At 56.0% G+C, this 24335-nt stretch carries 24 protein-coding genes; 14 read left to right on the top strand and 10 right to left on the bottom strand.

What is annotated here, in order from left to right:
* Positions 1-24: 24 nt before the first annotated feature.
* Positions 25-603, bottom strand: a complete 579-nt coding sequence (locus ACR0ES_RS01745; protein WP_480869300.1) for an invasion associated locus B family protein — start codon at positions 601-603, stop codon at positions 25-27.
* A 432-nt stretch (positions 604-1035) separates the two neighbouring features.
* On the opposite strand from ACR0ES_RS01745, the gene ACR0ES_RS01740 reads away from it, so the two are divergent.
* Positions 1036-2583: a helicase HerA-like domain-containing protein gene (locus tag ACR0ES_RS01740; RefSeq protein ID WP_480537880.1), complete on the top strand. Its 1548-nt coding sequence runs from the start codon at positions 1036-1038 to the stop codon at positions 2581-2583.
* A 32-nt stretch (positions 2584-2615) separates the two neighbouring features.
* Here ACR0ES_RS01740 and ACR0ES_RS01735 read toward each other — a convergent pair whose 3' ends face one another.
* The 4 genes from ACR0ES_RS01735 to ACR0ES_RS01720 form a co-directional block, all read right to left on the bottom strand.
* The gene (locus ACR0ES_RS01735) at positions 2616-2870 is read right to left on the bottom strand and encodes a hypothetical protein (RefSeq protein ID WP_209503910.1); all 255 of its coding nucleotides are present in this window, start codon (positions 2868-2870) and stop codon (positions 2616-2618) included.
* A gap of 181 nt (positions 2871-3051) precedes the next feature.
* Entirely contained in the window at positions 3052-4365 is a 1314-nt protein-coding gene (locus ACR0ES_RS01730) for a branched-chain amino acid ABC transporter permease (RefSeq protein ID WP_480480904.1), read from the bottom strand.
* The gene (locus ACR0ES_RS01725; protein ID WP_267366195.1) at positions 4362-5372 is read right to left on the bottom strand and encodes a branched-chain amino acid ABC transporter permease; all 1011 of its coding nucleotides are present in this window, start codon (positions 5370-5372) and stop codon (positions 4362-4364) included. The genes ACR0ES_RS01730 and ACR0ES_RS01725 overlap by 4 nt, the downstream gene beginning before the upstream one ends.
* A 215-nt stretch (positions 5373-5587) precedes the next feature.
* Positions 5588-5917 (bottom strand): hypothetical protein, encoded by a 330-nt coding sequence (locus ACR0ES_RS01720; protein ID WP_480564750.1) that lies wholly within the window; start codon positions 5915-5917, stop codon positions 5588-5590.
* A 561-nt stretch (positions 5918-6478) separates the two neighbouring features.
* Here ACR0ES_RS01720 and ACR0ES_RS01715 point away from each other — a divergent pair.
* Complete coding sequence (locus tag ACR0ES_RS01715) at positions 6479-6832, top strand: hypothetical protein (protein WP_480480909.1); 354 nt, start codon at positions 6479-6481, stop codon at positions 6830-6832.
* A 138-nt stretch (positions 6833-6970) separates the two neighbouring features.
* On the opposite strand, the gene ACR0ES_RS01710 is transcribed toward ACR0ES_RS01715, so the two are convergent.
* The 3 genes from ACR0ES_RS01710 to ACR0ES_RS01700 form a co-directional block, all read right to left on the bottom strand.
* Positions 6971-7801 carry an ABC transporter ATP-binding protein gene (locus ACR0ES_RS01710; protein ID WP_480869658.1) on the bottom strand — a complete coding sequence of 277 codons (831 nt, stop codon included), beginning with the start codon at positions 7799-7801 and terminating at the stop codon, positions 6971-6973.
* A gap of 8 nt (positions 7802-7809) precedes the next feature.
* A complete protein-coding gene (locus ACR0ES_RS01705; RefSeq protein WP_480553517.1) occupies positions 7810-8598 on the bottom strand; it encodes an ABC transporter ATP-binding protein in 789 nt (262 codons plus the stop codon).
* 106 nt (positions 8599-8704) lie between these two features.
* Positions 8705-9886, bottom strand: a complete 1182-nt coding sequence (locus ACR0ES_RS01700) for an ABC transporter substrate-binding protein (protein ID WP_480869298.1) — start codon at positions 9884-9886, stop codon at positions 8705-8707.
* Between the two features lie 154 nt (positions 9887-10040).
* Between ACR0ES_RS01700 and ACR0ES_RS01695 the strand changes: the two genes are divergently transcribed.
* Positions 10041-11144 (top strand): PQQ-dependent sugar dehydrogenase, encoded by a 1104-nt coding sequence (locus tag ACR0ES_RS01695; protein ID WP_480869295.1) that lies wholly within the window; start codon positions 10041-10043, stop codon positions 11142-11144.
* 2 nt (positions 11145-11146) lie between these two features.
* Here ACR0ES_RS01695 and ACR0ES_RS01690 read toward each other — a convergent pair whose 3' ends face one another.
* Positions 11147-12151: a GlxA family transcriptional regulator gene (locus ACR0ES_RS01690; RefSeq protein WP_267365697.1), complete on the bottom strand. Its 1005-nt coding sequence runs from the start codon at positions 12149-12151 to the stop codon at positions 11147-11149.
* A 169-nt stretch (positions 12152-12320) separates the two neighbouring features.
* Between ACR0ES_RS01690 and ACR0ES_RS01685 the strand changes: the two genes are divergently transcribed.
* On the top strand, positions 12321-13691 hold the full coding sequence (locus tag ACR0ES_RS01685; protein ID WP_480485626.1) for a class II 3-deoxy-7-phosphoheptulonate synthase: 1371 nt from the start codon (positions 12321-12323) through the stop codon (positions 13689-13691).
* A gap of 70 nt (positions 13692-13761) precedes the next feature.
* Here the strand turns inward: ACR0ES_RS01685 and ACR0ES_RS01680 are convergent, their stop codons facing one another.
* On the bottom strand, positions 13762-14436 hold the full coding sequence (locus tag ACR0ES_RS01680; protein WP_480772698.1) for a PAS domain-containing protein: 675 nt from the start codon (positions 14434-14436) through the stop codon (positions 13762-13764).
* A 245-nt stretch (positions 14437-14681) separates the two neighbouring features.
* Between ACR0ES_RS01680 and ACR0ES_RS01675 the strand changes: the two genes are divergently transcribed.
* The 10 genes from ACR0ES_RS01675 to phoB all read left to right on the top strand — a co-directional run bounded on the left by ACR0ES_RS01675 (position 14682) and on the right by phoB (position 24172).
* Positions 14682-15572: a YicC/YloC family endoribonuclease gene (locus ACR0ES_RS01675; RefSeq protein ID WP_480869294.1), complete on the top strand. Its 891-nt coding sequence runs from the start codon at positions 14682-14684 to the stop codon at positions 15570-15572.
* Positions 15573-15589: 17 nt separating this feature from the next.
* Positions 15590-16231, top strand: a complete 642-nt coding sequence (gmk, locus tag ACR0ES_RS01670) for a guanylate kinase (RefSeq protein ID WP_480485630.1) — start codon at positions 15590-15592, stop codon at positions 16229-16231.
* Positions 16228-16752, top strand: coding sequence for a gamma carbonic anhydrase family protein (locus ACR0ES_RS01665; protein ID WP_267365705.1), 525 nt, complete (start codon positions 16228-16230; stop codon positions 16750-16752). The genes gmk and ACR0ES_RS01665 overlap by 4 nt, the downstream gene beginning before the upstream one ends.
* A 28-nt stretch (positions 16753-16780) precedes the next feature.
* Complete coding sequence (locus tag ACR0ES_RS01660) at positions 16781-17827, top strand: ATP-binding protein (protein ID WP_480772696.1); 1047 nt, start codon at positions 16781-16783, stop codon at positions 17825-17827.
* 185 nt (positions 17828-18012) lie between these two features.
* Positions 18013-19053: a substrate-binding domain-containing protein gene (locus tag ACR0ES_RS01655; protein WP_267365708.1), complete on the top strand. Its 1041-nt coding sequence runs from the start codon at positions 18013-18015 to the stop codon at positions 19051-19053.
* A gap of 88 nt (positions 19054-19141) precedes the next feature.
* Positions 19142-20614 (top strand): phosphate ABC transporter permease subunit PstC, encoded by a 1473-nt coding sequence (gene pstC, locus ACR0ES_RS01650; protein ID WP_480564768.1) that lies wholly within the window; start codon positions 19142-19144, stop codon positions 20612-20614.
* Positions 20611-21942 carry a phosphate ABC transporter permease PstA gene (gene pstA, locus ACR0ES_RS01645; RefSeq protein WP_267366511.1) on the top strand — a complete coding sequence of 444 codons (1332 nt, stop codon included), beginning with the start codon at positions 20611-20613 and terminating at the stop codon, positions 21940-21942. The genes pstC and pstA overlap by 4 nt, the downstream gene beginning before the upstream one ends.
* A 12-nt stretch (positions 21943-21954) precedes the next feature.
* Positions 21955-22752, top strand: coding sequence for a phosphate ABC transporter ATP-binding protein PstB (pstB, locus tag ACR0ES_RS01640; protein ID WP_267366513.1), 798 nt, complete (start codon positions 21955-21957; stop codon positions 22750-22752).
* A gap of 16 nt (positions 22753-22768) precedes the next feature.
* A complete protein-coding gene (phoU, locus tag ACR0ES_RS01635) occupies positions 22769-23470 on the top strand; it encodes a phosphate signaling complex protein PhoU (RefSeq protein ID WP_267366515.1) in 702 nt (233 codons plus the stop codon).
* Positions 23471-23482: 12 nt separating this feature from the next.
* A complete protein-coding gene (phoB, locus tag ACR0ES_RS01630; RefSeq protein ID WP_480480935.1) occupies positions 23483-24172 on the top strand; it encodes a phosphate regulon transcriptional regulator PhoB in 690 nt (229 codons plus the stop codon).
* The last annotated feature ends 163 nt before the right edge of the window (positions 24173-24335 follow it).

Raw genomic sequence — 24335 nt, 5'->3', positions numbered from 1 at the left:
GGCGGCTTCCACGGATGTTTTTTCTTAGTTTGTGTTGACGTTCAGAGCGTCAAAGCCCGATGTGAAGCCGGAGAGCGACATGTCCATTTCAAGAACCTGATCCGGGAAACGGGCGGGAACCAGTGAAAACGTCGCTTTGGTTCCAGCTTTCATCGCATCGATATCCCCTTGGCTAAGACCCAGTTGCGCGATGCAGCCCACGGGAACGCATTGGTGATAGTTGTACAATTTACGCGGCGCGCCATCGATTGACAGGGCCAGCTGAGCTTGCAGCAGAGTTTCGAGGGGTACGATCACATTTGCCCAAGCAACGGCTGCCCCACCTTCCGGCAGTTTCCCGATGGATACTTCTGCGATCGGATCCCCATTTTTACCCTCCAGAACCTGAACGATGGCGCAAGGATCCTCGCCTTCCGGTGCCTTGATACAGGATACGTCCCAATCGCCGAATTCTTCCTTTACGAACTGTTCTCCGACCCGGGGGCCTTCCTGACCAAGGTCCAGACCGGCGTCTGGCGCGGTTGTGGTTGTGTCTTGTGCATACGCTGCGCCGGATAGCAGAACAGCGGCGACCGTGTTGAACGAGAGGATTTTCTTGAACATGAATGCCTCGGGTTGATGATTGATCTTTTTGCTTCGTTTAACACTCTTCTGAACCAGTGTCAGGCACTAACAGAACAGCCTTTGCGAACGTGAACGGATTCTTGCCTGAGGCCTGGAACCGCACCTTCGGAGATTAGAAAAAGGGAGCTGTTCGACCAGCTCCCTTCCCCATAAGTTTCTCCCCGTCGGACTGGCCGACTTATTTATGCGCAAACCCTACGGAAGGGGCGCACACGGGTCAACAGCTATCCTCATTTTTTAATCTATGCGCCAGAATAATAATCCGATGGCCAAACCAAAAAGGCCGTGCCAGCAGGCACGGCCAGTCGACAGGGAGGAAGTCTGCCCCGCACTGCAAGGCAAATAGACTATCGCAGTCAAAGGTTAACTTTGTATGCTGGCGGCAGATCGGTGAACAATAAGGCAATGTTAATGGGCACGAATATCTTTTTGGGCGGTGGCGGTGAAAACTATGGCCAGCCGCAGGAACTGGCGTTGAAATATGCCAACCGCCACGGGTTGATTGCCGGGGCAACCGGTACCGGCAAAACCGTGACATTGCAGATTCTTGCAGAAGGTTTTTCTCAGGCGGGTGTCCCGGTATTCCTCTCGGATGTGAAAGGGGATCTGTCTGGTCTGGCCCTTCCCGGAAGCGAGGCCCACAAACTGCATCAGGCCTTTCAGGACCGGGCCAGTCGGATCGGGTTCGAGGATTTTGCCTATTCTGCCTGCCCGGTGACATTCTGGGATTTGTTCGGTGAACAGGGCCATCCAGTGCGCACGACGGTGACGGAAATGGGTCCGCTGTTGCTGTCGCGGTTACTGGAGTTGAGCGAGGCGCAGGAAGGTATCCTGAATATCGCATTCCGCGTGGCCGACGAAGAAGGGATGCCGTTGCTGGACCTCAAGGATCTACAGGCGCTGCTGGTCTGGATCGGAGAGAATCGGGCGCAACTGTCATTGCGATACGGCAATGTATCCACGTCCTCGATTGGGGCGATCCAGCGACGTCTGTTGGTTCTCGAGAATCAGGGCGGAACAAAACTGTTTGGCGAACCGGCGCTGGATTTGGCCGATCTGATGCGAACTGACGAAAACGGGCACGGAATGGTGAACATTCTGGCATCAGACCAGCTGATGGCAGCCCCACGGCTATATGCAACGTTTCTGTTGTGGCTGTTGAGTGAACTGTTCGAAGAGCTGCCAGAGGTCGGAGACCCCGAAAAACCAAAGCTGGTGTTCTTTTTTGACGAAGCCCATCTGTTGTTCGACGATGCGCCAAAGGTTCTGGTGGACAAGGTCGAACAGGTCGCCCGCCTGATCCGTTCAAAGGGTGTGGGTGTATACTTCATTACTCAGAGCCCCGCCGATATCCCGGAAGATATTCTTGGACAGCTGGGCAACCGTATACAGCACGCATTAAGGGCATTCACGGCGCGGGACCGAAAGAACCTGCGGCTGGCCGCTGAAACCTATCGCGAGAACCCGACTTTTAACACGGAAACGGCAATTCGCGAAGTCGGTGTGGGGGAGGCCGTCACCTCAATGCTGCAAAAGAAAGGTGTTCCGGGCGTGGTCGAGCGTACGCTTATTCGTCCGCCGGGATCTCAGCTGGGGCCAATTTCAGATGCCGAACGCCGGGATATCCTTGCCGCCTCGGCGATGGCAGGAAAATACGACAAGAGCGTAGATCGAAAATCTGCCTTCGAGATTCTTCAGGCGCGGGCCCAAGCTGCGGCCAATGCCGCAGAACTGGCCGAATCCGACGAAGTTCTTGAAGCGCAATCGCCGATCGAACGCGAATATTCTTCGGCCCGCAGATATTCGGGCAGCCGGGTCGGCCGGTCCTCCTCCCGGGTTGAGCGCAAGCAGGACACGTTTGCCACGGCAATGACCGAAGCGGTGATCAAAGAGCTTAAGGGCACAACCGGGCGCCGGATCGTGCGCGGTATCCTCGGCGGATTGTTTCGCAACAGGTAAAAACGTAGCGTCCTTGGTGGGCGCTACAGCGTTTACTTCAGTCGGCGTTGGCCTTCCTGGCGACAATAGGCGTCAGCCTCGGGAACAGACATCTTCGTGGCTGGGAAGTCGATTGCACGGTCCCAGGTCACGCGATCCTGACGATACAACTGACAGGTCACGACACCTTTAGGTGTCTGAACCTTGACGGGCGTCGTCTCAAGATCTTCGGGGCTGGGGACACAAGCGGATACCGCAACCGCAATAGCCGGAAACAGAATGAGTGATTTCAGATGTGGTGCTTTCATTTTCTACTCTTGTCTACTCGTCTTGTTGATCGATTGAAACGGCATAGGCGAGGGTGAGTGCCAGCAACCTGCCGCAAATCGAAAACACTGTGGTGGGTTCGTTTATTCAGAAAAACCTTAAGAATCAAGAAACCGCGCCAGATAAGTGGCGCGGTTTTGCGCATTGGAACGTGGCGCGGACCTATTTCTCGGGGATCAGACCCCTTGGGCTGAATCTGAGAACAATCAACAGGATCAGGCCCATCGTGAACAGGCGCATATGTGCGGCACTATCAATAAGATGTGCCTTCAGCGCGCTGCCATCCGGCAAGCCTGCAGTGATAACACTCATCAACCACAAGCCAATCGGTTCGACCTGAACCCACAAGAACCATATCAGGAACGCACCCAAAACGGCCCCGAAGTTGTTGCCCGAACCGCCAACGATCACCATGACCCAAACCAGGAAGGTAAAGCGCAGCGGATTGTAAGTGCCCGGCGTCAGCTGTCCGTCCAGAGTGGTCATCATCGCGCCTGCGATGCCGCAAATGGCCGACCCTAATACGAAAATCTGCAAGTGGCGACGGGTGACGTCCTTGCCCATCGCTTCGGCTGCAATTTCATTGTCGCGGATTGCGCGCATCATACGGCCCCACGGGCTTTTCAGCGCCATTTGCGCCATCCAGAGCAGCACCAGAAGAACCAGCATGAACAGCAGCGAATACCCAAGTTTCACCGAGAGGGTGGATGCAGTGACCGGATCCAGCCCCAGCCATTCGGCGCGGGCAAGAAAAGCCGGATCTTGCTGCAAGTCAACTTCATACCCGACAACCGGGGAGGGACGCGGGATGCCATAGACGTTCTTCACGCCGCGGGCCAACCAGTCCTCGTTCTTCATGACGGCGATGATAATCTCGGCGATACCCAGTGTGGCAATTGCCAGATAATCTGACCGCAGCCCTAGCGCGGTTTTGCCAATCAGCCACGCCGCCCCGGCAGCCAGCAGACCTCCGGCAGGCCAGGCCAGCAGAACGGGCAGGTTCAGTCCACCGATGTTACCGGCAATCGCCGGGTCAATGGCCTCGACCGCGGCAACATTGGGGTCGAACACGGCCCGGTAGAGGAAGAAGCCGACGATAAGGACAGTGATTATTGTGAGCGTTTGCACCCGGCCTTTGGGTATTCTTGTTGCCACCAGTACGGCTGCAACAACGGTGGCAGCCCCCAGTAGCAAGGACAGAACGATACCATAACCGCCTGCGCCCCAGGCGCCCGGAGTAGGCTCTGTCGAAACCAGAACCACGGCCAGACCACCCAGCGCGACGAAGCCCATAACCCCTACGTTAAACAGGCCCGCAAAGCCCCACTGCAGGTTCACACCGATCGCCATGATGGCCGAGATCAGCCCCATGTTCAGGATCAGAACGGCAGTGTTCCAACTTTGCGTGAAACCGGTCAGCAGAATCAGACTGCCAACAGCTATGAAAAGCAGAGTGTTTTTGACAGATTCGGTCATACTGCTTTTCCCTTGAACAGGCCCGTGGGCTTAAACAGAAGCACGATCAGCAGGATGACAAAGCTGACAGCGAATTTGTAATCGGTGGACAGGAGCTGGACCAATCCGGACGGCTCCAAGTTTTCGGGGGCCACATAGGTCAGTACTTTTTTCCAGGCATAGGTGATCGTCACCTCGGAAAACGCGATGATGAACCCGCCGGCAATTGCGCCCAGTGGGTTACCAAGGCCACCCACGATGGCCGAAGCGAATATCGGCAGCAGAAGCTGGAAATAGACGAAGGGTTTAAAGCTCTTGTCCAACCCGTAAAGAACACCCGCTGTGGTCGCCAAGGCGGCCACGATGATCCAGGTGATCATCACAACACGTTCAGGGTTGATGCCGGACAAAAGCGCCAGATCCTCGTTGTCGGAATAGGCGCGCATCGATTTCCCGGTTCGTGTTTTATTGAGGAACCAGAACAACAAGGCCACGGCAATAACGGCCACTATCAGTGTAATCCCTTGCGAGGTCTTGATAGCCAGCCCCTCTTGTAGGCCTGTCATGGATTTGAAGTCCCGCGCGGATATCAGGAATCTTGCACCGTCCGAAAACTTTTGGTCATCCGGCCCGATGATAAAGCGCACCAAACCGTTCATGATGAACATTACACCCATTGATACGATCACAAGGATAACCGGCTTGGCCTTTTGTTCGCGGTAAAAGCGGTAGACCAGCCTGTCCGTGACCAACACCAGCAGGATGCAGCCAAGGATGGCAAAGGGCAGGGCGAGCAGGGCAGTCGGCAACGGCCCAAAGCTGACACCAGCGGCCTGTAAGCCCCAAGTGACAAGCACAGCGATCATCGCCCCAAAGGCCATGGTGTCACCATGGGCAAAGTTCGAAAACCGCAGGATGCCGTAGATCAGGGTCACGCCTAGCGCTCCCAATGCCAGCTGGCTGCCATAGGCAATCGCAGGCACGATGACAAAGTTGGCCAGTGTGACCAACGCGTTCAGTAAATCCATGAATTCTTCTCACTGTCCGGGTGCGGCTTTATGGCATGTGTACCATTGGTAATTCAACACACGGCTATGGTTTTCAACGAATTGGACGAACGTTTTTTGCCTGGATAACGCGGAACCAGAAAGGCTTGTGAGATTCCGAGAACCAAACCCGCAGGTGAAGCCGCGCGACTTTTGAGGTCAGCGTGGCCACCCGGCAGTATTGCTTGGATGCAAAGTCACGCCTGAACGTCTTGGCATTTGCCGAAATCCTCGTCGGCATGGGGACCTTTGACAGACAGATCATAGGACATGTCGTCAAGTTGAACCACCAGCGTCATCACGTTCTGACCTTCGATATACATGAACGTCATGCTGCCCACGCCTTTGAGGATCACAGCATCGCCTGCGGCTATTGGGGTTTCAATGCTACCTTTGTCACCGTCCGCGGCACGGCTAAGGCGGATTTCGCTGCCGTCGCGGTCGGAGGTGCACAATAGGTGGCGTTCTTCGGCTACTGCCTGAGTGGCCGAAAATAGGGCAAGCGGCAAAGCGATCCAGAGTTTCATAGTCTGCGGGTCCTTGTCTTCGATTTTGCATTCGCCTTCGAACTGTCGAGCCATTGGTTCAGTAATATGGCCCGACCGGCGTGGATGGCCCGCCTAAAGCTCCATTATGTCACAAATTGAACTTAAGCGTGTTTTTTGCCCTTTGAATCACGCGTGAAAATAACCGATTTGGTCTCGTGAAAGAGCCATTAAAACAAATAAATAATAGTCATGTTTAACGTCCTCAAATTTAACGCACCATTATCCTGACATATTGAAAACACAATCAGACATGGGTTGAGCGATTCAGGTTCAAAGTGACCCGCGCCGGGCCGTTTTGTCTGCCAATCTAGGGCCCCAGATTGTTTTTGTCTCAAGCTGAGCGCACACCACCTCACCTGGCCTCAAGTTCCGGTGAAATAGCTGGTTCAGGTCTATGATACGAAAGGGTTTTTCCTAAGTTCACTTCGTTGAGCTGCGGAAGATGTGATTGTCGAGCGCAGCCAGTACCGAAATATAAGGCTGATCTCGCGAGCGTAATAGCGCGCGAGGGCAGGCATAAGTAACCGAAGGAAGAAACTCATGAGATTTACCGCGCTGATCACGGCTGGCCTGTTGATGCCCACATTCGTACAAGCTGCAATCGACGACCCGCTGAATGGCGCGGATTTTGTCGTCAATTGCCTCTCCGACAAAAACGGGGGATCGGTGACTCTGGCGCGGTCGGGTGAGACGGACAAGGGGTTCATCGTGGCCGAAAACATCAAGGGCGAGGCGCAGATTATTCCCGGTCTGAACTCGCTCACCTTCCTGCATATCATGGATCAGGACGTGGTGACCTTTGTGGTGGATTTCGATAACCTGCACTATGACATGTCGGTCAAAGGTCCACATGCCGCGAATGACTCCGGATATTGTAGCAATCCGGCGGGGTGAGAATTAGGAAGGCGGTTGCACTTAGTTATGCAGTGATTTTCTGCACTGTTTTCCTTGAAGCAACGTGTTTCTGCGAACCCACTGCTAGAATGAGGAGGACGGTGCGCACCAAAAGGGAGTTTGCGCTCCGTCTCATCTTCAACCGCCCAAGAAACTCTTCCGCACTTCCGGATCGGCCAGCAATTCCTTGCCCGTACCAGAATAGGCGTTTCGCCCCTGAACCAGCACATATCCCTTATCGGCAATCTCCAGCGCCTGGCGGGCGTTTTGTTCAACCATCAGGATCGGCAGGCCGGTGCGTGCGACCTCAATGATGCGGTCAAAAAGCTCATCCATCACGATGGGTGAGACACCCGCGGTCGGCTCGTCCAGCATCAGGACCTTGGGTTGCGTCATCAGCGCGCGACCCACGGCAACCTGCTGGCGCTGACCGCCAGACAGTTCTCCGGCGGGCTGGTTGCGTTTGTCGCGCAGGATCGGGAACAGGTCATAGACCTGCTCCATCGTGTCCGAGAAATCGTCGTGCCGGATAAAGGCACCCATCTCCAGATTTTCCTCGACAGTCATCGAGGTGAAAATGTTCGATGTCTGAGGAACAAAGCCCATACCGCGGATTACGCGGTCTTGCGGGGTGAGGCTGGTGATATCCTCGCCGTCCAGACGTACAGAGCCCGCGCGCACATCCAGCATCCCAAACACGGCCTTCATCGCCGTTGACTTGCCCGCACCATTGGGGCCGACAATGACTGCGATCTCACCCTTGTCCACGGCAATGGTGCAGTCGTGCAGGATGTCCGGGCCTTTGCCATAACCGCCGGTCATGGTGTCGCCAATCAGAAACGGGCCGCCTTCAACGCGATGAGTCGTCCCGCTTTTCCGATGGGCAGGCGTCATAGTACCGATACCTTGCGTGTTGGTAATCGATGCGTCCTTGTTGCCCTTGTCGTCCTGATAGGGGTTGTCGCTTATGCCAGCGGTCATGTCTGGGCCTCCAGCTTGTCTTTGTTTTTGAGGCCGGTGCCAAGATAGGCTTCGATCACGTGCTCGTTTGCCTTGATCTCATCCAGAGTACCCTCGGCCAAAACCTTGCCCTCGGCCATGCAGATGACCGGGTCGCAGATCTTGCCGATGAAATCCATGTCGTGTTCGATAACGACGAACGTATAACCACGCTCTTTGTTCAGGCGCAGGATCGTATCGGCGATGGTCATCAGCAGGGTGCGGTTCACGCCTGCTCCGACCTCGTCCAGAAATACGATCTTGGCGTCCACCATCATGGTACGTCCAAGTTCCAGCAGTTTCTTTTGACCGCCCGAAACCTGACCGGCCTTGTGATCGGCCAGATGTTCGATGGTCAGAAATTCCAGTACCTCGTCTGCCTTGGCTTTCAGCGCGCGTTCTTCATCAGCAATGCGCTTGCGTCCGAACCAGGTATTCCACAGCGCCTCACCCGACTGCGAACCGGGCACCATCATCAGGTTTTCGCGGCAGGTCATCGACGAGAATTCATGCGCGATCTGGAACGTGCGCAGCAACCCCTTGTGAAACAACTCATGCGGGGGCAGGCCGGTGATATCTTCACCATCCATGACCACCTTGCCGCTGGTCGGGGGCAAAACACCGGCGATCACGTTGAACAGAGTGGTTTTTCCGGCCCCGTTGGGCCCGATCAGGCCGGTGATCGACCCTTTTTGGATTTCCAGCGACGCCCCATCCACCGCGTGAAATCCGCCGAAATGCTTATGCACGTCCTCGACGACGATCATGGTATCCCCTTGCCTTGTCCCCGTGAAACGAGGTGCAGCCTTTTGTCATTGAAACAGCCCGGGCACAAGGCCCGGGCTGTTTGATTTTATGGTTTGATATGCGGGATCAACGGAAGTTGACGGTCTTGTTTTCGCCGTTGGTCACTTCGATCTCGCGGTACGATCCTGCGCTTTCGCCGGGGCCGATCAACTCGACACCGGACGCGCCGACATAATCGATGTCCTGACCGGCGGCCAGCAGTTCCAGACCTTTGGCCAGTTCACCCGGATAAATCTTTTCACCCGGTGCGTTGGCGACGTCCATTACTTTGCCCGCGTAATCTGCCGGGTTGGTCGAACCGGCGGCTTGCATGGCGAACATGAACAGCGCTGCCGCGTCATAGGATTCGGGCGAATAGGGCGACGAGCCGTCAAACCCGGCTGCTTCGGCCAGTGCAAAGTACTTTTCTGCACCTTCACCACCCGACCCGGCGATCTGACCGAACGAGCCGTTCAGGTCGGGGCCGACATTTGCGGGCAGCGAGTCGCCAATCATGCCACCGGGCAGACCAAAGGTGTCAAACGCACCGCTGTCCAGCGACGACTGGATGATGCCCAGACCACCCTGGTCCAGATAACCCGCGACAACCAGAATGTCGCCACCGGCCGAGGCCAGCGCGCCAACTTCAGCCGAATAGTCGGCCTTGCCGTCTTCATGCGCCGTAACGATGGTCACTTCGCCGCCAACCGCTTCGAAGGACGTCTGGATCGCATCGGCCAGACCTTTGCCATAGTCGTTGTTGGTATAGGTCAGCGCGATCGAGTTGATGCCGCGATCCTTGAGGATATCAGCCATAACCTGACCTTCGCGTGCATCCGATGGCGCGGTGCGGAAGAACAGGCCGTTGTCCTCCATGGTCGACAGGCCGGGCGAGGTCGCCGAAGGCGAGATCATGACCATGCCGTTTGGAATGGCAACGTTTTGCAGAATCGCGCCGGTAACACCCGAACAGTCGCCGCCGATGATGCCTGCAACGCCGTCAGCGATCATACGCTCGCCGTTCGAGGTGGACAGACCATTGTCGATACAGCCGGTATCGGCACGTACACCAGCCACGCTGGCACCGTTCATGAACTTGCCGGATTCGTTGACTTCGGCGATTGCCAGCTCAGCACCCGACCCCATGGCAGGGGCCAGCGATTCAATGGGGCCGGTAAAGCCGATCAAAATCCCAAGTTTGACATCTTCGGCCATGGCTGCGCCGGCCAGCAATGCAGTTGCTGCAGTTGCAGTAAGCAGCTTTTTCATATGGTTACTCCCAGTTGTGAACGTATTCGTTCTGGCGACGACCCTAGGCAAGCTGTTCGGAAAAGAAAAGTCCTAACGCAAACGTGTCTTTTTCGGTTGAAAATCTATCTGTTTTGTTGGGACTCACCCCTGATTGTCACCGAAAGGGACCAGAATGCTCAGAACGGCGATGATTCTGTCTTTCTCACTCTGCGCCTTGAATGCCGCAGCTCAGACGTTGTCGGTTTCCACCGGGATGATCGAACTGGAAGAAATGATCGGCGGGCTAGAGACCCCATGGGCGGTTGGCATTTTGCCCGATGAAAGCTTCCTCGTCACGGAACGGGATGGAAGGTTGCTGTATGTGCGAAATGGACAAGTTGGGGATGTTTCAGGCGTTCCAAAGGTTGCCGCTCTGGGGCAGGGCGGATTGCTGGACGTCACGATTTCGCGCAATTTCAATCAAAGCCGAGAGATCTTTCTGACCTTCGCAAAACCTCAGGGCGACGGTGCAGGGACTGCGGTTGCGGTTGCGGTTGCGCACCTATCCGAGACTGGCAAAAACCTTCAGAACTTCCGAGTAATTTTCGAGGCATCGCCCGGTGGTACGGGTGGTCGGCATTTTGGCAGTCGTGTGGTCGAAGCGCTGGACGGGACATTGTTCGTGACCCTCGGTGACCGTGGGCATGCGGAGAATGCACAGGATCGGTCCAATCCCATGGGCTCGGTCATCCGTATCAACCGCGATGGGACGGTTCCGGCAGATAACCCCTTTGTCGGGCAATCGAATATCGAACCCGAAATATGGTCATACGGTCATCGAAATCCACAGGGCGCGGATTTGGACGCGCGTGGCCGACTTTGGACCTCGGAACACGGGGCGCGGGGTGGAGATGAAATCAACCAACCCCGCGCAGGCCGGAATTATGGTTGGCCTCTCATCTCCTATGGTACGCATTATTCGGGTGAAAAAATCGGAGAAGGTACAGCCAAAGAGGGGCTGGAACAGCCAGCTCACTACTGGGATCCTTCCATCGCGCCGTCTGGCCTGCTGGTTTATTCCGGCAAGCTCTGGCCGCAATGGGCAGGTGATGTTTTCGTAGGATCTTTGAAATTTGACTATATCGCCCGACTTCAGGGCCATCCAATGCATGAAGCCGAACAGATCAGAAGCCCTGAAACCGAGCGCGTCCGCGATATCGTCGAAGCGCCAGACGGGTCGATCTGGTTTATTTCGGTTGGGAAGGGGGCAATTTACAGAATATCTCCGGCGGAGTGACCTTAAACCGATAGCCGCCCGCTTTGCGCTCCGCGTTCGCGATAAGGTGTTGTGTTGTAATGCGCGCGGTAGCATTTTGAGAAATGGCTGGGCGAAGCGAATCCACAGGCCAGCGCTACGTTGATGACGCTCATATCCGTTTGCATCAGCAGGTTCCGCGCCTTGTGCAAGCGAAGTTCCATATAGTACCGCTTGGGCGAGCGGCTGAGATAGCGCCTGAACAGACGCTCAAGCTGTCGGGTCGACATGCCGACTTCCTTGGCCAGAATCGAAGGTGAGATCGGCTCTTCTATGTTCTTTTCCATCATCAGGATGACCTGACTCAACTTGGGGTGACGTACGCCAATCCGTGTCGGTGTAGATAGGCGCTGCGTGTCCTGATCTGTCCGGATAGACGAATAGATCATCTGATCCGCCACCGCATTTGCCAGGTCTTCGCCGAAATCGTCTGCAATCAACTTGAGCATCAGATCGATAGACGAGGTCCCTCCAGCCGTCGTCATACGACCGCCGTCAATCTGAAAGACAGCTTTCGTCAACTCGACCTCATCGAATTCTTCGATGAAACTGTCTGAGTTTTCCCAATGTATCGTGGCGCGTTTGTTATCTAGCAGACCCGCCTTGGCCAAGGTATAAGCAGCCGTGCACAGACCGCCGATCCGCAATCCGCGCCGTGCCTCGCGCCGCAACCAGTTCAGAATGCGTTTGGTGGTCGCGGCTTGTACGTCAACGCCCCCGCAAATCAGAACGACATCGTCGCGTTGCAGTTCGTCCAGGTCACGATCCAGTTTGAATTCGGTTCCGGCTGAACATGAAATCGAATCTCCGCCTTCACCTGAAAGCGTCCATGTATAAAGTTGTTTGTCGGCCATGCGGTTTGCGATGCGCAGGCTGTCGAGCGCCGACGCAAAAGACAGCAGCGAAAACTTGTCCAGCAGGACAAAAACGAAATGGCGGGGTGTGGCCCCAGCATTTTCCACCGTGACTGCTTGGCGTTGCACTTGCATGACAAAATGTCCTTAATTCTGCGCGGGAAAACCTGGTATCCGGCGACGTATTTGGCAGTCACCATGATCAAAGCTTGTTTGCGGCGTCAAGAGGCGCAAATGGGATATGGTCACTCTTCATTGCTTTTTGTATAGAGGCGACCTGAACACTTCAGCGGAGATCAAAGCTATGACCGAATGGCAAAAGTCGAACTGGCGCAACAAGCCCCGGGTTCAGATGCCAGACTATACCGATGCGGCCGCATTGGCCAAGGTCGAGGCCCAGCTTTCGCAGTATCCCCCGCTGGTCTTTGCCGGTGAAGCGCGGCGCCTCAAGCAACATCTTGGTGCCGCCGGTCGCGGCGAGGCCTTCCTGCTTCAGGGCGGGGATTGTGCTGAAAGCTTTGAACAATTCAGCGCCGATGCGATCCGTGACACCTTCAAGGTGATGCTGCAAATGGCGATGGTTCTGACCTACGGTGCCAAGGTGCCCGTGGTAAAGGTCGGTCGCATGGCCGGTCAATTTGCAAAGCCGCGCAGCGCCCCGACCGAGGTTGTGGATGGTGTAGAACTGCCCAGCTACCGGGGTGACATCATCAACGAACTGGCGTTCACGCCCGAAGCGCGGATTCCGAATCCCGGAAAGATGTTGCAGGCCTACACGCAGGCGGCGGCCACGTTGAACCTGCTGCGTGCCTTCTCAACCGGTGGCTTCGCCGACATGAGCCGTGTTCATTCGTGGACGCTGGGCTTTACCGACGAACAGGACGTTCAGAAGTATTCCGAAGTTGCGGACCGCATTCAGGACACCATCGACTTCATGGAAGCGGCTGGTATCACGGCAGACACGACGCACGAATTCTCGACCGTTGAATTCTACACCAGTCACGAAGGTCTGTTACTGGAATATGAAGAGGCGCTGACCCGTCTGGATTCGACCTCGGGCAACTGGCTGGCCGGGTCTGGCCACATGATCTGGATCGGCGACCGTACACGCCAACCTGACGGCGCACATGTCGAGTTCTGTCGTGGCGTTCTGAACCCGATCGGATTGAAATGTGGTCCGACGACGACGGCAGAAGATCTCAAGGTTCTCATGTCGAAGCTGAACCCTGAAAATGAAGAGGGCCGTCTGACCCTGATCGCGCGCTTTGGTGCAGGCAAGGCGGGTGAACACCTTCCGCGTCTGGTCAAGGCCGTGAAGGAAGAAGGCGCCAAGGTTACTTGGGTGTGCGACCCGATGCACGGCAATACGATCAAATCGGCCACGGGCTACAAAACCCGCCCGTTCGATTCTGTCCTGCGTGAGGTGCGCGATTTCTTTGGTGTGCATCAATCCGAGGGCACGATCCCTGGCGGTGTCCATTTCGAGATGACCGGTCTCGACGTTACCGAATGCACCGGTGGTGTGCGGGCCGTGACCGAAGAGGATCTGTCGGATCGTTACCACACCGCCTGCGACCCACGCCTGAACGCGTCTCAGTCACTGGAACTGGCGTTCCTTGTGGCGGAAGAACTGACCAACCTGCGCCGTAACGGATCAAAACGCGCCGCAAGTTAAGCGTGCGAAAAGAGGGAAAAACAGCGGGCCAACGGTCCGCTGTTTTTTAGTTCCGGGTGTTCAAACTGGTTCAGTCATCGCGCGACACGACCAGACGAAGGTGTTTGGCCGCGCGTTTGAAATCCGTTTGGTCTTCGGCAAAACCGTCAACGGTTTGAGGCACAGCAGGAACTGGTGCCTGAACTTCCGAAAACGATTTGATCCGCGTATCAGTAATCGAAAATCTGCGTGGGGTTTTACCAATCGCACCATCCGCAACCATGACGCCCAGAACCCGGCTGACGTCGCCCAGATCGCTTTTGAGCGGCAAAAGGATCATGCAGGCCTGCATCCGGGTACGTCCCAGTATCCCGTTCGACTCCAGACCCAGTTCTGCGACGGCGGGTGCTGCAAATACCTGCTCCAGAACGTCCTTAATCCTGGCGCGGTCATCAGGTTGAAAAAAGGCCGTCACAGGCATGCCGCGAACCTCCATCCCCGCAAGCGCGTTCAAGTGGCTTCCGGCAAGACGAAACCGGGCCAGTCCGGGCGCGATCCGTTCAAGAATGAAAGTATATTCAAGTATGTTTTCCAGTCCACGCGGGTCGACCTGAGACCGCATCGGAACACCGTCACCGCTCAGCAATGCAGTCCAATACGCCTCGGCCTGGCGGATCGGCGTAAGGCTGCGCCCACTGTCAAAGCGATCCATTGCGACGATCTTTCCAAAATCTGACCCGGAACCAGTCCCGAAAAAGGTTTTCATTTTCTTCACCCGAACGTCAATTGGCCGCCATTTTCATAAAATGCAACACAACCGGAGCATTTGTGGCCTGCAAGCCATTACCAGGGGTAGTTTGACTCGGGTTTATTCAATTTTGGAGTAATTCTTTAACGAATGGTTAACTTACGCCAAACAAATGCTGCCTCAGCAAACTCTTGCTCTGCACCGGCCAATCGCATTAGGTGCGGCACACATCCAAAAGGGTGAGGTCACAGGAAAGGACAGTCATGATCAGATCCATGACCGGGTTTGCCTCGGGGAAAGGGGAATACGGACCGCACAGCTGGACGTGGGAGTTGCGCAGTGTCAACGGCAAAGGCCTTGATATGCGCTTGCGCGTCCCTGATTGGCTGACCGGGCTTGAGGTGGTCCTTAGGGCCACGCTGTCAAAATCCCTGAGCCGTGGGAATGTGACCCTGTCAATGCGTCTGACCCGCGAGGACTCTGCCTCGGAGCTGGCCTTGAACGAGGTCGCTATGGCCGCTGCCCTGAGCGCATTGGATCAAACACACAAGATGGCAGCTGCGCGCGGTATCGCTCTGGAACCGGCGCGGGCTTCGGACCTTTTGACACTGAAAGGCATGTTGGATGCAACCGCAGATGCGGATGATCCCGCGCCATTGGTGGCGCGCCTGACCGAAGATTTCAACGACCTGTTGGCCGCTTTTGTCGATATGCGCCGGGCCGAGGGCGAAGCGTTGGCTACTGTGCTGAACACACAGCTGGACCAAGTTGCGGCGCTGACAGCTCGGGCAGCTGATCTGGCCGTGCATCGTAAGGACAAGATGGCCGCGACATTGCGGGACAATCTGGCGCACGTACTGGACAACGCGCAGGGCGCGGACCCGGATCGCGTCGCGCAGGAACTGGCATTGATCGCGGTTAAAGCCGACATTACCGAAGAGATTGACCGCCTGTCTGCACATGTCGTCGCAGCAAGAGAGCTGCTTGGGCAGGAAGGGGCTGTCGGACGCAAACTTGATTTCCTGATGCAGGAATTCAACCGCGAAACCAACACGCTGTGTTCCAAGGCTCAGAGTACGGAACTGACGGCTGTCGGGCTGGAACTGAAGGCGGTGATCGATCAGATGCGCGAACAAGTGCAAAACGTAGAATAATGATGGGAACGACTGATATGGCGGATCGCCGAGGCCTTTTAATCATCCTGTCTTCCCCGTCCGGGGCAGGCAAATCCACCCTGGCAAAGCGGCTGATGGACTGGGACAAGGACCTTGAGTTTTCGGTCTCGGCCACAACCCGCGCCCCGCGTCCGGGAGAAGAACATGGGCGGGATTACTATTTTCTTTCAGAGGACGAGTTCAAGCAGAAGGTCTCCAATGGCCAGATGCTGGAACATGCGCATGTTTTCGGCAATTTCTACGGCTCACCCGCTGATCCGGTGCGTAGCTCGATTCACGCGGGCAAGGACGTTCTGTTCGACGTGGACTGGCAAGGTGAGGTTCAGATCCGCAATTCGGACTTGGGTAAACACGCGCTGTCGATCTTCATCCTGCCGCCGTCGATCCCTGAACTGCGCCGCCGTCTGGAATCGCGTGGACAGGATAGCGATGAAGTTATCGCAAGGCGGATGCTCAAAAGCTGGGACGAGATCAGCCACTGGGGCTATTACGATTATGTCCTGATCAATGACGATCTTGAGGCGACCGAAAAGAAGCTGAAGACCATCGTCAGCGCCGAACGGATGCGCCGTATTCAACAGCCAAATCTGCAACAGCACGTGCGCAAACTTCAAAACGAATTCGAGGGGCTGTCATGACGATCTACGCGTTAGGCGAGCACATGCCCGAAATTCACGAGGACACGTGGGTTGCGCCCGATGCCAACCTAATCGGCAAGGTCGTGCTGGAACAGGGCGCCTCGGTTTGGTTCGGCTGCACGATACGCGCAGATCACGAGGAAATCCGCGTTGGTGCAGGCAGCAACGTTCAGGAAAACTGCGTCATGCATATCGATGCCGGGTATCCTTTGTCGATCGGTTCGAATTGCACCATCGGACACAAAGTGATGCTGCACGGGTGTACGATCGGAGAAAATACTCTGATCGGAATGGGCGCGATTGTTCTGAATGGTGCCCGGATCGGCCGGAATTGCCTGATCGGGGCAGGGGCCCTGATCACGGAAGGCAAGGAGATTCCGGATAATTCCCTTGTGATGGGGGCTCCGGGCAAAGTGGTACGCCAGCTGGACGAGGTCGCAGCAAAACGGATTACCCTAAGCGCGCTGCACTATCAGGAAAACATGCGCAGGTTTCGTGACACCCTGAGAGCTGCTCAATAAGGCGCGTGGATTGATCGGGGTTTGAAGCATGTCAGATGACCTTCTTGATGGATTTGTCCAGGCCATCCCTATGCCCGCGCTGATGGTGGATCAGACCGAACGGATCGTTGCCGCCAATACGGATGCGAAAACCCTTTTGGGGCAGAATATCGTGGGGCGGCATTTTGCGACCATCCTGCGGCAGCCACAGGTTCTTGAAGCAATTGAACAAAGCCTTCAATCGAAGGGAACTAAGACGGCGCGTCATCTTTCCAATGATGGTGCACAGGACACAACATTTGATGTGCAATGCCGGTATATGAACGGGGTCGGAGCCGTGTCGGGCGGGGCCGTTCTGACCACTTTTCAAGATGTCACGCATCTGGAACAGGCAAGTCAGATGCGCCGCGACTTTGTTGCCAATGTCAGTCACGAATTGCGGACGCCTTTGACGGCACTGATGGGCTTCATTGAAACCCTGCGCGGCCCTGCACGCAACGATCCGGCTGCGCGTGACCGGTTCCTGCAAATCATGGCTGATGAAGCCAACAGGATGAACCGGCTGGTTGGCGATCTTTTGTCCCTGAACCGCGTGGAAAGCGAAGAAAGAGTACGCCCAAATCAACAGCTGGAGCTGACAGGGCTGCTGCAATCCACCCTGAACTCGTTGCGCCCCCTGGCGGAAGAGGCGGGTGTGACGCTAACGCTTGACGCACAGGACGGCCCACTTTCCGTGACCGGAGACAGCGATCAGTTACGGCAGGTATTCACCAACCTGATCGAAAACGGAATCAAATACGGTGCCAGCGGTGGCAGCGTCACAGTCAGCGTTCTGTCATCAGAGCGTGACGCGGCGATGCGTGGACCTGGGGTGCGGGTGAAGGTCATCGACAAGGGGCCAGGAATTGATTCCGTGCATTTGCCACGTCTGACCGAGCGATTCTATCGCGCCGACAATCACAGATCCCGGCAGTTGGGTGGAACGGGGCTGGGGCTGGCCATCGTCAAGCACATCGTCAATCGCCACCGCGGACGGTTGCGCGTGGAAAGTGAGTTGGGAAAAGGTTCCGTCTTTACGGTCATCTTACCACGGTAGCCCTTCCCGCATTACCGCCCTTCAAAATCTGCCTCGTTACGATTTTTTGACCCGAAATCTCCGGATAAACGGAGGTTGTCATAAAAGCGTTACACACTTGTCACAAAAGGCTTACGCACGGCCCCTAGGGGTGCACGCAGGATCATCATGGGGGTGATCAATCATACCTTTTCAAGGAGACTGAAATGTCCTTTGTAAAACTGTCGGCTTCTGCGCTGGCAATCGCCACCGTCTCGGCAACCACCGCTGCTGCCCGTGACAACGTTCAGGTTGCCGGTTCGTCGACCGTTCTTCCATATGCCTCGATCGTTGCGGAACTGTTTGGTGAGAACACCGACTTCCCGACCCCGGTTGTTGAATCGGGCGGTTCGTCAGCCGGTTTAAAGCGTTTCTGTGAGGGTGTTGGTGAAAACACCATCGACATTGCAAACGCATCACGCGCGATCCGTGAAAAAGAAATCAAAGCCTGCGCCGAAAACGGTGTGACTGACATCATGGAAGTCCGCATCGGTTATGATGGCATCGTTTTTGCAAGCCAGCAGACCGGTCCTGCCTTCACCGCTTTTGAACCTGCTGACATCTTTAACGCTTTGGGCGCAAAAGTTTTGAAAGACGGCGAAGTGGTTGATAACCCTTACACCACCTGGGCTGAATTCAACCCCGAACTGCCTGATGTAGAAATCGCGGGCTTTATTCCGGGTACAAAGCACGGCACCCGTGAAGTGTTCGAAGAAAAAGTTCTGCTGATCGGGTGTGAAGCAACCGGCGCGATGGAAGCCATGATTGCTGGCGGTATGAGCGAAGACGACGCAGAAGATGCATGTCTGGCTGTACGTACCGACGGCAAGGCGGTCGACATCGATGGTGACTACACCGAAACGCTGGCGCGTATCGACACCAACCCCAATGGCATCGGCATCTTCGGCCTGGCGTTCTACGAGAACAACACCGACAAGCTGAAAGTGGCCACCATGTCGGGTATCGCTCCTTCGACCGAAACCATCTCGACCGGTGAATATCCGGTTTCGCGCCCGCTGTTCTTCTACGTGAAGAAAGCCCATATCGGCGTGATCCCCGGCCTGAAAGAATATGCCCAGTTCTTTACCCACGACGAAATCGCAGGCGCTTCGGGTCCTCTGGCAAACTATGGTCTGGTTGCGGACCCTGAGCTGGCAAAAACTCAGGATGCAATCGCCAACGAAGTCACCATGGGTTCGGGCAGCTAATCCCGCCTTTGGTTCGAAATACCGGGGGCGGCATTTATGTCGCCCCCACATTTTTCAGCTTTCCCGGCCAAGACCAAATGGGGGTTTCATGCCGATAGTATGGCTCGTTCTGATCGTGCTTGCGATTGCTTCAGTCGGTTACGTGTTGGGGCGCACACGCGCCCTGCAAAGCGCCACAGGAGATACCCGGGCTTTGCACTCGCTGCCGTCGTATTATGGCGCAAATGTCGCTCTCAAGACGATCGTACCCGCATTTGGCCTTATGATCCTCTGGTTGCTGGTACAACCGCTTTACGTGAACTCTCAGGTTTCTGAAACGATCTCGGGTTCCGCCATCCAAGACGGCTCGTCCCTAAATCTGGTCATGGCCGAGGTCCGTCGCACCGCGTACGGTCTGGATAACGCGGTTGCCGCCGGGCAGATACCCGAGGAACTGGCGCGCAACGCGCGCGCGGATGTAATCGACATGACCCAGCGTCTGAAGGATGCCGGGCAGGTGGTGACGTCGGATATCACGCAACCTGTGCTGCGCGCGGCGCAAAGTTATCGGATCATGAATGCGACCGGCTATTCGGTCATGACTGTCGCCGTCATACTGACGGCACTCGCCGGTGCTGCAGCCAGCTGGTTTCAAACTCACGCAGAATACCGCGCGCGTAATGTGGTCGAGCAGGGCGTGCGTTTTCTGTTGCTGGCGGCCGCATCCATCGCAATTCTGACCACTGTCGGGATCGTCCTGTCTCTGGTTTTCAATACTTGGGAATTCTTCAAGCTCTACCCTGCTACCGATTTCTTTTTCGGCACGACATGGGCCCCCAGTTTTTCGGGACGCGGCGGGTCGTCTGAGCTTGGTATTATTCCCTTGTTGTGGGGGACATTCTATATCTCTATCGTTGCGCTGCTGGTGGCCGTCCCGATCGGGTTGTTCGCCGCGATTTACCTCAGCGAATACGCCTCCCCCCGTGTCCGCGCCGTAGCAAAACCGCTGCTCGAGATTCTGGCCGGTATCCCGACCATCGTTTACGGCCTTTTTGCGCTGCTGACCGTTGGTCCGCTTTTGCTTGGCCTGTTCGGGGATGAGGGGCTTGGCTGGATGAAAGCTGGCACGGCAGTCATGACCGCTGGGTTGGTCATGGGCATCATGCTGATCCCGTTTGTGTCCTCTTTGTCCGATGACATCATCAATGCGGTGCCGCAGGCCATGCGTGACGGTTCTTACGGATTGGGCGCAACGCAATCGGAAACCATCCGTCAGGTCGTTCTGCCAGCTGCGCTTCCGGGTATCGTGGGGGCGATCCTGCTGGCCGCATCGCGCGCCATCGGTGAGACTATGATCGTGGTCCTTGGGGCAGGGGCGGCAGCACGGCTGAGCCTGAACCCGTTTGAAGCCATGACGACGGTAACCGCAAAAATCGTGAGCCAGCTAACCGGAGACGCGGATTTCGCATCGCCCGAGGCGCTTGTGGCCTTTGCACTGGGCATGACCCTTTTCACCCTCACGCTTGGGCTGAACATCTTTGCCCTCTACATCGTGCGTAAGTATCGGGAGCAATACGAATGACCGACGCCAGTATGCAAAGTCCTGAAACAGGTCATCGCTCTGTCTCGCTGACTGTAGCGGATGCACATACCAAAAAACGCGCAAATGCAGAGAAACGATTTCGGGCCTACGGGATTGTCGCGATTGCAACGGGCCTGTTCTTCCTGATCGTTCTGTTCGCCTCGATCCTGTCGCAGGGTATTCCGGCCTTTCAGCGCACTGTTGTCAGCGTGGATTTCACCTTGTCCGCTGCGCAGCGAGACGAGGCGGAAAGTACGTTGTTCAAGACTAAGGCCTATTCCAACCTGTTCATCGCTCAGTTGAGCAAGGAACTGGAAGACCAAGGGATCAGCGTTGATTTCGACGAAGCGGCGATCGAACGTCTTCTTGGTAAAATCGGCGGTACAATCCGAACTTACTATGCCGATAACCCCGGCAAGCTGGGTGATCCGGTCAAGTTTGATCTGGCCGCCTCCAGCCGGGTCGACGGGTATTTCAAAGGCCGCGTGTCCCGTGACACCTTGCAGGACAGCCGGTTTCTGCAGCTTAGCGATCTGGATCTGGTTGATGCGCTGGAACAGGCGGGCATCATCAAGCAGGCTTTCAACTGGCCGTTCATCACCGGTGCGGATTCTGGCGTTGACAACCCGGGCGGTGCCGGCATCGGCGCCTCGGTCATTGGGTCGTTTTTCATGATGCTGGTGGTTTTGGGCCTGTCACTGCCTATTGGTGTGGCAGCGTCGATTTATCTTGAAGAGTTCGCTCCACAGAACAGGTTCACCGACCTGATTGAAGTGAACATCTCGAACCTTGCAGCCGTGCCGTCGATTGTGTTCGGTATTCTGGGTCTGGCCGTGTTCATCCAGTTCATGCACCTGCCACAATCGGCGCCGCTGGTTGGTGGTCTGGTTCTGACCCTCATGACATTGCCGACGATCATCATCTCGACCCGCGCCTCGCTGAAAGCGGTTCCGCCGTCGATCCGTGATGCAGCGTTGGGGGTAGGGGCCTCGAAAATGCAGGCTGTGTTCCACCACGTGCTGCCTTTGGCCGCGCCGGGCATTCTGACCGGCACCATCATCGGTCTGGCACAAGCCTTGGGTGAAACCGCGCCGTTGTTGCTGATCGGCATGGTAGGCTTTGTGGCGCGGGGATATCCCGACGGGTTCCTTGCCGGCTTTACCGAGCCGAACTCGGCAATGCCCGCCCAGATTTACACTTGGGCCGCACGCGCTGATGTCGGGTTCTACGAAAAGGCCTGGGGCGGAATCATCATCCTTTTGATGTTCCTGCTGACCATGAATATCATCGCTATCATCCTGCGCCGCCGCTTTGAACGCCGCTGGTAATTGGGGGCAATAATGAACGACATGACACGAGTGGAGAGAACCGTGGACTCCAAAGACATCAAGATCAACGCGAAGAAGGTTCAGGTATACTACGGTGATACCCACGCCATCAAGGACGTGAGTGTTGAGATCGAAGACAAGACCGTCACGGCCTTTATCGGTCCTTCGGGTTGTGGAAAATCGACCTTCCTGCGGTGTCTGAACCGGATGAACGACACCATCGATATCTGCCGTGTCGAAGGTGATATCCTGTTGGACGGCGAAGACATTTATGACAAGCGGGTCGACCCCGTTCAGTTGCGCGCCAAAGTCGGCATGGTGTTCCAAAAACCGAACCCGTTCCCCAAGTCGATCTACGACAACGTGGCCTATGGTCCGCGTATCCACGGCTTGGCCAAGAATAAGGCGGAACTGGATGAGATCGTTGAGAAATCACTGCGTCGAGGCGCAATCTGGGATGAGGTCAAGGACCGTCTGGATTCGCCTGGCACGGGTTTGTCAGGGGGGCAACAGCAACGTTTGTGTATCGCGCGCGCCGTGGCAACTGAACCGGAAGTCCTGTTGATGGACGAGCCGTGCTCGGCGCTGGACCCGATTGCAACCGCACAGGTCGAAGAGTTGATCGACGAATTGCGTTCCCGATATTCGGTTGTGATCGTCACCCACTCGATGCAGCAGGCCGCGCGCGTCAGTCAGAAAACGGCCTTTTTCCACCTGGGTAATCTGGTGGAATTCGGTGAAACCGGTCAGATTTTTACCAATCCGGTCGATCCGCGCACGGAAAGCTACATTACAGGCCGTATCGGCTAAGCACAGGTATCAAACAATGAGCGAACAACATATTGCATCTGCTTTTGACCGCGACCTCGAAACAATCCAGGCGCATATCATGAAGATGGGCGGTCTGGTTGAGGCCGCTATCATGGGCGCGGCGCGCTCGCTTGAAAGCCGTGACGTTGAGCTGGCCCAGGAAGTACGACAAGGTGACAAGGCCATCGACGCGTTGGAAGACCTGATCGACGAGGAAACCGCGCGTCTGATTGCGTTGCGCGCGCCCACGGCCAGTGACCTGCGACTGGTTCTTTCGGTCCTGAAAGTATCCGGCAATCTTGAGCGGATTGGCGATTACGCGAAGAACATCGCCAAGCGTACGACCGTTCTGGCCAATGCGGGCGAGATCAGCGGCAGCGCAGCTGCCTTACGCCGCATGGCGCGCGAAGTTGAACGTATGCTGCGCGACGCGTTGGACGCCTATATTCAGCGCGACGCGGAACTGGCCACCGACGTCATCAACCGCGATGAAGAGGTCGACCAGATGTATAACGGCCTGTTCCGCGAATTCCTGACCTTTATGGCCGAGGATCCGCGCAATATTTCGGCCTGTATGCACCTGCATTTCATCGCCAAGAACATCGAGCGTATGGGCGACCATGTAACCTCGATTGCCGAGCAGGTGGTGTATCTGGTTACAGGCGACCGCCCGACCGAGGCTCGGCCCAAGGCCGATATAACGTCGCAAACAGCGTAGGAGAGGCTTGAGATGTCCGCAGATCAACCGACGGTTCTGGTGGTCGAGGATGAGTTGGCCCAACGCGAGGTGCTGGCCTACAACCTTGAAGCCGAAGGTTTTCGCGTCTCAAAGGCGGCCAACGGTGACGAAGCTATGCTGCTGGTCGACGAAGACTGCCCGGATATCATTGTTCTGGACTGGATGATGCCCAACCTAAGCGGGATTGAGGTTTGCCGCCGGCTCAAAAGCCGTCCGGACACACGTTCGATCCCGATAATAATGCTGTCGGCCAGATCAGAAGAGGTAGACAAGGTTCGCGGGCTGGAAACTGGTGCCGACGATTATGTGGTCAAACCATATTCGATCGTCGAACTGATGGCGCGTGTCCGAACACAACTGCGCCGCGTCCGACCTGCAACTGTTGGCTTGCGACTGGAGTACGATGACATCATTCTGGATTCGGAAACCCACAAGGTCAGCCGTGACAGCAAGCCCTTGAAACTTGGTCCAACCGAATTCCGGCTTCTTAGCACGTTCATGGAAAAGCCGGGCAGGGTCTGGAGCCGTGAACAATTGCTGGATCGGGTCTGGGGACGCGACATCTATGTCGATACGCGTACCGTTGATGTTCACATTGGACGACTGCGCAAAGCCTTAACGCAACACGGCGGGGATGATCCGGTTCGAACAGTCCGCGGTGCAGGTTACGCGTTGGGATAAATCGCATCAGACCTGTGTTGATCGCATTGGTCTGATGACTGATTGCAGTGGAATCTGAGTATATCTCCGCTACTTTCAATTAGCGTGTAATTGGTATTATGGTAAAAACGTAATACTTGTAATACGGAAGGCAAGCCAACACATTGAAAACACTGTAACGAAC

The sequence above is a fragment of the Ruegeria sp. N7 genome, from assembly GCF_056531345.1.
This window is presented reverse-complemented; position numbering and strand designations above follow the sequence as displayed.